The sequence below is a fragment of the Microbacterium sp. genome (assembly GCF_051953575.1).
In the GTDB taxonomy this organism is placed as follows: Bacteria; Actinomycetota; Actinomycetes; order Actinomycetales; family Microbacteriaceae; genus Microbacterium.
In genome coordinates this window covers 1-6,461 of record NZ_JBQCIP010000317.1, presented here as the reverse complement: position 1 = coordinate 6,461, position 6,461 = coordinate 1, and the positions used below count along the sequence as shown (strand labels likewise).

Annotated in this window: 9 protein-coding genes and 1 pseudogene; 6 read left to right on the top strand and 4 right to left on the bottom strand. The window is 68.7% G+C overall.

From position 1 onward, the window contains the following. The 4 genes from ACTHNQ_RS20815 to ACTHNQ_RS20800 all read left to right on the top strand — a co-directional run. The coding region (locus ACTHNQ_RS20815) for a ribonuclease activity regulator RraA (RefSeq protein ID WP_440335822.1) at positions 1-585 on the top strand (585 nt) is incomplete at its 5' end. Further along, a complete protein-coding gene (locus ACTHNQ_RS20810) occupies positions 555-1,496 on the top strand; it encodes an aldo/keto reductase (RefSeq protein ID WP_440335821.1) in 942 nt (313 codons plus the stop codon). The genes ACTHNQ_RS20815 and ACTHNQ_RS20810, both read left to right, overlap by 31 nt. Further along, positions 1,493-2,335, top strand: a complete 843-nt coding sequence (locus ACTHNQ_RS20805; protein ID WP_440335820.1) for an amidohydrolase family protein — start codon at positions 1,493-1,495, stop codon at positions 2,333-2,335. The genes ACTHNQ_RS20810 and ACTHNQ_RS20805 overlap by 4 nt, the downstream gene beginning before the upstream one ends. Positions 2,336-2,617: 282 nt before the next feature. Then, entirely contained in the window at positions 2,618-3,241 is a 624-nt protein-coding gene (locus ACTHNQ_RS20800) for a TMEM175 family protein (protein WP_440335819.1), read from the top strand. Positions 3,242-3,290: 49 nt separating this feature from the next. On the opposite strand, the gene ACTHNQ_RS20795 is transcribed toward ACTHNQ_RS20800, so the two are convergent. Next, positions 3,291-3,485 (bottom strand): hypothetical protein, encoded by a 195-nt coding sequence (locus tag ACTHNQ_RS20795; protein ID WP_440335818.1) that lies wholly within the window; start codon positions 3,483-3,485, stop codon positions 3,291-3,293. A 163-nt stretch (positions 3,486-3,648) separates the two neighbouring features. Here ACTHNQ_RS20795 and ACTHNQ_RS20790 point away from each other — a divergent pair, with 163 nt between their 5' ends. Continuing rightward, positions 3,649-4,359, top strand: a complete 711-nt coding sequence (locus ACTHNQ_RS20790) for a lysophospholipid acyltransferase family protein (protein ID WP_440335817.1) — start codon at positions 3,649-3,651, stop codon at positions 4,357-4,359. Between the two features lie 11 nt (positions 4,360-4,370). Here ACTHNQ_RS20790 and ACTHNQ_RS20785 read toward each other — a convergent pair. The 3 genes and pseudogenes from ACTHNQ_RS20785 to ACTHNQ_RS20775 all read right to left on the bottom strand — a co-directional run. Beyond that, a pseudogene (locus tag ACTHNQ_RS20785) lies at positions 4,371-4,800 on the bottom strand (recombinase family protein); the annotation flags it as partial. Positions 4,801-4,850: 50 nt separating this feature from the next. Further along, positions 4,851-5,132, bottom strand: coding sequence for a hypothetical protein (locus ACTHNQ_RS20780; RefSeq protein ID WP_440335816.1), 282 nt, complete (start codon positions 5,130-5,132; stop codon positions 4,851-4,853). Between the two features lie 236 nt (positions 5,133-5,368). Further along, positions 5,369-6,148 carry a hypothetical protein gene (locus ACTHNQ_RS20775; RefSeq protein ID WP_440335815.1) on the bottom strand — a complete coding sequence of 260 codons (780 nt, stop codon included), beginning with the start codon at positions 6,146-6,148 and terminating at the stop codon, positions 5,369-5,371. Here ACTHNQ_RS20775 and ACTHNQ_RS20770 point away from each other — a divergent pair. After that, the coding region (locus ACTHNQ_RS20770; protein ID WP_440335814.1) for a hypothetical protein at positions 6,147-6,461 on the top strand (315 nt) is incomplete at its 3' end. The genes ACTHNQ_RS20775 and ACTHNQ_RS20770 overlap by 2 nt on opposite strands.

Here is a 6,461-nt window from a genome sequence, read left to right as displayed (position 1 = left end):
TCGGCGATCACGCTGCAGTTCATGCCGCAGCGCGAAGATCTCGCGTCGGGTCACGGCCAGGAGTACGTCGAACGGCATACGGCGCTGTGGCACGTGCTCGAAGAGGTGAAGCCCGGCGATGTGCTGGTGATCCAGGCGTTCGGCAGCAAGTACTCGGGCTGCATCGGCGACATCCTGGCGCGCTACTTCGTCAAGAAGGGCGGCGTGGGCATCGTGGTCGACGGGCGCATCCGCGACTCCGACCGCATCAAAGAGCTCGGGCTGCCGGTCTGGTCGACCGGGACGACGCCGCACTACGCGTCGCAGACCGAGCTGTTCCCGTGGGCGTACGACGTCCCGGTCGCGGTGGGCGGTGCCCTGTGCATGCCCGGCGACGTGGTGATCGCCGACGGCGACGGACCCGTCATCGTGCCGCAGGCGATGGCCGGCGCGGTGCTCGAGTCCGCCGCCGACCACGAGGACTGGGAGGCCTTCAGCCGCCGCCGCCTCGACGAGGGCGCGCGCCTGAGCGACTACTACCCGCTGACGCCCGACTCGCGTGAGGAGTACGAGCTGTGGCGTTCCGCGCAGGCCTTCGCCCGCTGACGCCGACCCCGGGCGCCTCCGACACCTTCGGACTGGGCTGCGCGCCGATCGGCAACCTGTTCACCGCGGTCGCCGATGCCGACGCGGACGCGACCGTCGGGGCGGCGCTGGACGCCGGCATCCGCTTCTTCGACACCGCCCCGCACTACGGTGCCGGGGCGAGCGAGGCGCGGCTGGGTCGCGCCCTTGCCGGGGTGCCGCGGGACTCGGTCGTGCTGGCGACGAAGGTCGGGCGCAGGATCGTGGATGCCGACGGCGCGGCGGTTCCGTCGGGCGCGGTCGGAGCCGACACGGTCGCCGACCTGTCGCGCGACGGCGTGCTGCGAAGCCTCGAGGGAAGCCTCGCGCGACTGGGCACGGACCGGATCGACCTGCTGTACCTGCACGACCCCATGGACGTGGATGAGGCGCTGCGCTCGGCGATCCCTGAGCTGGTGCGGTTGCGTGAAGAGGGAGTCGTGCGGGCGATCGGCGTCGGGATGGTGTGGCCCGACCCGCTGACGCGATTCGTGCAGGAGGCCGATGTGGACGTGGTGATGATCGCGGGGCGCACGACGCTGCTGGATCATCGGGGCGAGTCGTCGCTCTTGCCGCAGGTTGCCGCCCGCGGTGTGGGCGTGGTGGCGGCCGGGGTGTTCAACTCGGGCATCCTCGCCGACCCCGAGAACACGCCCTACTTCGACTACCGCGAGGCGTCCGCCGAGCAGCGTTCCCGTGCGCTGGCGCTTGCGGCGCTGACCGAGTCGCACGGCCTGCCGCTGCGCCACGTGGCGGCGCGGTATCCGCTGCGGCTGCCCGCCGTGGAGGCCGTCGTCGTGGGTGCACGGACGGCGGCCGAGGTGTTCGATTTCGCCGCCGCGGAGCACGCCGAGATCCCCGACGAGCTGTGGGCCGAGATCGAGCACCTGTGACGATCGTCGACGCCCATGTTCACCTGTGGGACCTGTCGCGCTTCTCGCTGTCGTGGTTCCGGGATGATCTGGGGCTGCCGCGGGTCGCATCGCCCGAGTCTTTCCGGGAAGCCGCCACCTCGCCCGTTGAGCGAGCGCAGCCAGACGAAACGCCGCAAGCCGACCTCGCAACCCGCCCCGTCATCACCGCAATCGCCGTCCAAGCGGGCGACACGCTGCCCGAGATGCGGTGGCTGCTGGAGGTCGCGGCGACCGACCCCGTCGCGCGCGCCGTGGTGCTGCAGTACGTGCCGGCCCCTGCAGGCTGGGCCGGGTTGGCCACGACCGTGCTGAACGACCGCGTGCGCGGCATCCGGGTCGCCACCCCCGGCGGTGCGGCCGACCTCTCCGACCTCCCCGCTCTCGACGCGCTGTGCGAGGGCGCCGCGGCGTCGGGGCGCGTGATCGAGTGGCTCGTGCGCCCGGCGCAGCTGGATGCGGTGGCGAGCGTGGCGGTGCGGCATCCAGACACGAGGTTCGTGCTCTGTCACCTCGGGCTGGGCGCCGGAGAGCCGACGCCCAAGTGGGAGGACTCACTGAGGCGGGTGGCCGCCGCGCCCAACGTGTTCGCGAAGTTCTCGGGCCTGGTGACCGGGGGCGACGACGACAGCCGTCTGGCCGCGCTCGCGGCGACGGCATCCACTCTCTTCGGCACCGACCGGCTCATGTTCGGCAGCGACTGGCCGATGTCGGCTCGCGCCGCGCCTCACGTGCAGCTCGTCGACCGCGTCGAGCGGGCGTGGGGCAGTCGTTCCGATGGGTTCTGGGCCGCCGTCGCCCGCGAGACGTACGGCATCTGACCGTCGACATCGCTCTCTCAACACCGCGCCCGATTGACGGCGCCGACGAGATACCCCAAGAGATCGGGCATTGTCCTCTTCTCACCGGTGCCTGAGAACCCCCTCCGCGGCAGCACAGGAGGGCGCGCAGTGTGGGCGACGGTCGCCCACATCGACGCGCGGCGCCAGGGAGAAATCACACCTGCGTGCGAGGAGAGGGTGACGGCAGTGAAGGAGCATGACGAAGGTCGACAGGGTGCGCGTTCAAGCGGAGGATCCAGGAGGGCCGATCCGGCGCGGGCGGTGGCCTTCAGCGACGCGATCATCGCGATCGTCATCACCCTTCTCGTACTAGATCTGCGCCCGCCGGACACGGAACCCGGGGAGCTGCTCTCCGGCCTGCTCGACGAGTGGCCGACCTACCTCGCATATGCGGCCTCGTACCTCTACCTGGCTGTGATCTGGATGAACCACAAGTCGGCGTTCAACCGGATCCGCGAGATGGACGTCGGCCTGCAGTGGGCGAACCTCGCGATCTTGGCGACGCTGGCGCTGATCCCCTGGCCCACTGCCGTCATCGCCGAGACGGCGAGGACGGGCAACCTCGAGGACGAGAAGGTGGCCGTCGCGCTCTACGCGCTCATCGGCGCCCTGTTGTGCCTGTCGTGGCTGTTCTTCTTCGCGTACCTGGCGCGGCATCCCGACCTCACGAAGGAAGAGGTCGACGACTCCTTCTTCCAGCACGAGCGTCCGCGCGCACTCATCGGGGTGATCCTGTACCTCGCCGCGGGAGCCGCCGGCGTGCTCATCCACCCCCTGGTGGCATCGGCGGTCTTCCTGCTGCTCCCCGTGTTCTACGCATTCACCAGCCATGGCCACGACAGCGTGACCCAGCTGCTGCACGGTGGCAAGAGGAGCGGCACCTAGAGCACGGGTGATGGATGCCGTCGCCCGCTGTCCGCGCCGGCACGCGGACTCAGCCTTCGGACTTGGACTTCTGCCGCGCTCGCAGGGCCGCGAAGCCCCACACCAGCCCGAAGAGAACCGAGCCGATCCCCCACGCGATCTGGCCGGTGAGCAGTCCCCACACACCCAGGCCCGCGAAGCCGATGGCGAACACGAGCATGCCGACCCAGCCGGCGCGGCCGGTGTCGTTCTGCGGCTCAGTCATCTCACACTTCCCGTCGGTCGACGCGGCGCATCTGGCCTGCACCCGACTGTAGGCCGCATCCGGCCGCATCGCGCGTGCGGATCCCGAGGAATGCCGTTCGGACGCCGGTGGTGCGGCATCCGGTCCCGCAGCTCACGCGGGCGCTGACGGGTAGGGTGGCGAGGTGACAGCGCCCGCTCCGTCGACTCCTGCCCCTGCCCCGCGGCCGGGTGCCGTCTACTTCGTCGGGCGGGTGGTTCTGCGTCCGCTGTTCTGGCTGATGTATCGCCCCCGCATCACCGGTCGGAGCAACGTGCCCGAGCGCGGCCCCGTGCTGCTGGCGAGCAACCACCTCGCGTCGCTCGACACGGTCATCATCCCGACGTCGGCGCGCCGCCCGGTGCAGTTTCTCATCAAGTCGTCGTACTTCACGGGCTCGGGCGTGCTCGGCCGCTTCAAGCGCTGGTTCTTCACGTCGATCGGCGGTGTGCCCGTTTACCGTGCCACTGGTCGCGATGCGCGTGCCGCGCTGGATGCCGGCAGCAGCATCCTGCGCGCCGGCAGCGTGTTCGCGGTGTTCCCCGAGGGAACCCGCTCCCGCGACGGCAAGCTGCACCAGGGCCACGGCGGCGCCGCGTGGATGGCCCGCGAGACGGGCGCCGCAGTCGTTCCCGTCGGCCTGATCGGAACGGGCACGGTGAAGCCGTTCAGCCACCTGCTGCCCGGAAGGCCCCGCGTCGAGGTGCACTTCGGTGAGCCGCTCGACCTGTCGGACCTCGAGGGTGTGCCCGACGGCAAGGCCCGCCGCGAGATCACCGAGCGGATGATGGCCGCGATTGCCGGTCTGACCGGTCAGGAGCGCTCGGGGAGCGTGAACGCCAGCTCGCGCGACTGAGGCGGAGCCCGGCGCCAGCCTCCCCTTCGCCCGAGCGACCGCCATGCCCTCTTCCGTGCGCATGCTGATCAGATCGCGCTCGAACTCCGCGACCATCGCGAGCACATTGAACAACAGCCGGCCAACGGGATCGGTCGGGTCGTAGGTGCTTCCGCCGAGGCTGAGTACGACGCCCTTCTCGGTCAGCTCGTCGGCGATCTCACGAGCGTCGCGCAACGATCGGGCAAGCCGGTCGAGCTTCGTCACCACCAGAGTGTCGCCTTCACGGACCGCGGCCAGCGCCTCCCGAAGCCCTGGTCTGGCGCGATTAGTGCCGGTCAATCCGAGGTCGACGTAGATGTTCGCGTCGCGAACTCCCAAACGCAACAATGCATCGCGCTGGGAAGTGAGGTCCTGATCGGTGGTCGAGACCCGCGCATATCCAATCCGTATTCCGTTCATTCGCTCAGCATCGCTCGGAGACGACACGGGCACACGCTGTTTGGATCGGCCTACGCGCCGCGAGATTCCTCTAGCCATCGGTCAATGTCAGTGAGCTCGTTCCGAAGCTTGCGCTGCTCCTCCGGAGTGAAGCGTCTGACTTGCAGGGCAAGGACCGCATCCGCTGCGATCGGACTGATCGCGAACGCTTCCTGCACCGCATTCCGTAGCTCATCGGTGTCGCCCTCGGTGGACGCGCAGATTTCGACGAGTTCTTCGAGTCGGTCCAGCACCTCGAGGTACCCCGCGATGATTTCGCGGCGCCCAAGCACATTTCGTCGGTCGTCATCCACGCCGCCACCATACCGACGCGATGCGCACCTCCCATCGCTTCAACTCTTGGGGAGGAGGCGCGCCCGTACGCCGATCGGATATCGCTCGTCTGGCCGTTGTGATTGGCGACCGCTCCGGCGGGCCAGACGGCTCGGACGACCAGGCCGGCACCGATCCGAACGAATCCGATTCCCCACCACAACTCCCCACCGGCGTCCCAACTGTCGGATCGAACCAGCGTCGCGAAAGGAGATCATTACGAGCCTGCGACTCCGCCCACGCTCACGCTCGTCCGTTCTGACACGGCCTCGCGCCGGCCACGGAGACGGAGGGCCACCCAGCGCGCGATAGCGGTGCACCCGCCGCAGACTGCGGCGAAGAACAGTGCGAGGAGCCGGATCGGCTCGGCGATCGGCACTCCAGCCGCTGCAACCAACGCGACCACGGCGCCCGCAACGAACCCGAGCAGGCCGAACGCGACCACGTGAACCCAGCGACGGCGAACACTGCGCAGCGCCCACCCGAGCAGCCACGCGAAAGGCGCGCCAAGCCAGGTGAGAGCTAATGCGATGACGGCGTATGCGACGACCGTGGCACCGAGGAGAGGTAATGCCCCGGTGTCACGGAACGTGTCCGGGAACCTGATGCAGCCGTATGCCAGGGAGGGAACCATGAACGTCGCCCAGACCGTCAACGTGTGGAGGGTGACGTCGCGGAATGTGAATGGCGTCACGTCCGTACGACCGGGGGATGCCGCGTCGCGCGGGCGCTGCATCGCGTCAACCATGCCTCGCACTTTAATGGTGACCGGCGTCCGCTGGAGGACCGGCTTTTCGAAATGCGATGTTCGTTGCTCGCTCGCGCCGGCCGAGCGCGAATCTCCACGACAACCTGCGGACGCGTGGCACGATGTGTGGGTGGGAATTGCGACGTCGCTCAGGATGCGCGCGGCGGTGTTGGTTCCGGTCGGGGCGTTGCTGATGTGGGTTGGCTTGGCGTTGTTGTCGTTGGTTCCCGAGCTGACCATCGACAACATGGACGAGCTCCTCGAGGACCGGCGGTACGTGGTTCTCTCACGGACGTGGGTCATCCCGCTCGCGTTTGGGGTGTGCTTCCTCATCGCTGCTGCGTTGCTCGTCATGCGTGCGCTGCGGATGTCGCTGATCAGGGCCGCCAATCCCTCAGCGATCCTTCTGGAGGTCGCGGTCTCGAAGAAGAGCAAGAAGGAGTTCGCGGTCACCGCGCCGTCCTTGAGTTCCGGATGGTCGCACGTTCTCATGATTCGCGAAGACTCAGTCTCTTTGTGGTCCGGACCGCCACTTCGGCAGAAGGAATTTATCGAGGCCGCC